We start from the raw sequence: 2,609 nt of genomic DNA on the forward strand, positions 1-2,609 counted from the left end.
TGTCACGGGGCGGCGCTATGGAGCCAATGCGGGGTCGGCATAAGGGCGCCACTTGAGGGGCGGCACATAGGCGCCAGTCCAAGGGCGGCGTAATGGCGCCACGTTAGGGGCGGCGCATAGGCGCCAGCAGCATCAGGGCGAGAACGCGGTTCGAACTTTCCGAGTCGGTACGCTCCGTTCTTTTTGAACGGAGCGTCCATGGCCAACAGGAGGTTCGAATTGTTTGAATACCGCCAAGTCCTTGTCCGCATGCGGCAAGGCGATTCTGACCGCGACATCGCGCGCGGCGGTTTGATGGGGCGCAAGAAGCTGACGACCGTGCGCCGCGAGGCTGAAGCGCGTAGTTGGCTGGATCCGGTGCAGCCGCTGCCGGACGACGCTACGATCGCGGGTGTCTTCGGGCGCACGCCGCACCTGCCGCACACCTGTGTGTCGACGGTTGAGCCATATCGCGAACAGGTCCGCGAATGGCTTGCCGCCGGCGTTCAGGGCACCACGATCCATGCCGCCCTTCAACGCAATCATGGCTACGCCGGCAGCTATTGTGCCGTGAAGCGCATGCTGCGCCATCTGGCTGCCGAGCGCAGCGTGGCCACCACAACGATCCTCGACTTCGCACCGGCCGACGCCGCGCAGGTCGACTTCGGCGCGGGACCCGTGCTGACGGTCGAGGGCATTGCGGTCCGGACGTGGATCTTCGTGATGACGTTGTGCTGGTCGCGCCACCAGTATGCCGAGATCGTGCTGGACCAGACCGTCGAGACGTGGCTCGCCAGCCACCGGCGCGCCTTCGAATGGTTCGGCGGCTGTCCCGACCGGGTCATCATCGATAACGCGAAGTGCGCGATCATCCGGGCGTGTCGATACGAGCCGGCGGTGCAACGCTCGTACGCCGCGCTTGCCGAGGGATATGGATTCCGGATCGACGCCTGTCCGCCGCACGATCCCCAGAAGAAGGGCGTCGTCGAATCGGGCGTCAAATACGTCAAGAAGTCCTTCGTGCCGCTGCGCGAGTTCCGGGATCTGGCCGACGCCAACCGGCAACTGCGCGAATGGGTGATGCAGCAGGCCGGCACTCGTATCCACGGCACCGTCCACGAACGGCCGCTGACGCGCTTCGGCGTCGAGCGCCCGTTGCTCGCTGCATTGCCGGACGTGCCGCCGGTACTGTCGGTCTGGAAGGAGGTGGCGGTCCATCGCGACGGCCACGTCGTCTACAAGCACGCGCTGTACTCTGCACCGTTCACGCTCGTCGGCAAGTCGCTCTGGCTGAAGGCGACCGATACGGTCATCCAGCTGTTCCATCGGCATGAACTCGTCGCAACCCATCCGCGGCAGCGGGCCGGCGGTCGCCACACGGTGCGAGATCACCAGCCGCCCGAAGCGCAGGCCTGGCTCGAGCACGATCCGCAGTGGTGTCTGGCGCGCGCGAAGGAGATCGGGCCGTCGTGCCACGGCGTGATCCTCGCGCTGTTCAACGACAAGGTGCTCGTCAACCTGCGCGGCGCGCAGGGGATCATCCGGCTGCGACAGAAAGTCGGCGATCAGAGGCTGGAAGCAGCCTGCGAGCGTGCGCTCGCGTTCAGCAGCGCGAAGTACAGCACCATCAAGGGCATCCTCGACAAAGGCCTGGACAGCGAACCGGTGCCGCGTCCCGCGTCGGCCCCGACTGGCGCTTACCAGAACGGCGGCCGCTTCGGCCGTGATCTCCAATCCCTGCTGATCCACTGACACCATGAACCCGAGTCCCGAATTGAATTCCATCCTCAAACAGCTGCGCCTGTCCGGCATCCTCGACTCGCTTGAGCAGCGCAACCGTCAGGCGATCGACGGGCAGCTCGCCTATACCGAGTTCCTTGCCATGCTGCTGCACGACGAGGTTGCCCGTCGCGAACACAAGAAGCTCGGCACCCGTCTGCTGCGCGCCGGCTTCGCGATGGGCAAGACGCTCGAGACGTTCGACTTCGACCGGCTGCCTACGTTGAACCGCTCACACGTTCATGATCTCGCGACAGGCCGGTATCTCGACGAGAAGGTCGCGATCCTGATCGCCGGTCCAACCGGCACCGGCAAAAGCCACTTGGCCCAGGCGCTGGGCCACTGCGCCGCCCGCCAAGGCCGCGATGTGCTGTTCATCTCGCAGACCGAGCTGCTCAAGCGATTGAACGCCGCGCGCGCCACCGGCGCCTATGACCGCAAGTTCCAGCAGTACGCCCGGGTGCCGCTGCTGATCGTCGATGACTTCGCGCTCAAACCGCTACGTACCCCGCAGGACGAGGACTTCCACGATCTCGTCGCGGCCCGCTACGAGCACGCGGCGACCATCCTGACGTCGAATCTCGACTTCGGTGAATGGGGCGCCGCGTTCCCCGACAACCGCATCCTCGGCACCGCCACACTCGACCGACTACGCCACGGCGCCTACCGGCTCGTCCTCGAGGGCGACAGTTACCGCACCCCGAAACCGATGCCAGATCCCCCTCAAAATGCAGTTGCCAAAAACGGCAAAAAACCGCAACCTTGAAACCGTTCGAATCCGCGTTTTACCCCCGGTTCTGCTGGCGCCATTACGCCGCCCATCCCCGGCTCCTTTACGCCGCCCCGCGACA

2 protein-coding genes are annotated in these 2,609 nt (G+C 65.3%); both read left to right on the top strand.

The features are described from left to right. The first annotated feature begins 219 nt into the window (after nt 1-219). Complete coding sequence (istA, locus tag BDO18943_RS42285; protein WP_027809980.1) at nt 220-1,731, top strand: IS21 family transposase; 1,512 nt, start codon at nt 220-222, stop codon at nt 1,729-1,731. Nucleotides 1,732-1,735: 4 nt separating this feature from the next. Continuing rightward, nucleotides 1,736-2,524, top strand: a complete 789-nt coding sequence (gene istB, locus BDO18943_RS42290; protein ID WP_012213993.1) for an IS21-like element ISBmu1 family helper ATPase IstB — start codon at nt 1,736-1,738, stop codon at nt 2,522-2,524. The last annotated feature ends 85 nt before the right edge of the window (nt 2,525-2,609 follow it).

It is taken from the genome of Burkholderia aenigmatica (genome assembly GCF_902499175.1).
In the GTDB taxonomy this organism is placed as follows: domain Bacteria; phylum Pseudomonadota; class Gammaproteobacteria; order Burkholderiales; family Burkholderiaceae; genus Burkholderia; species Burkholderia aenigmatica.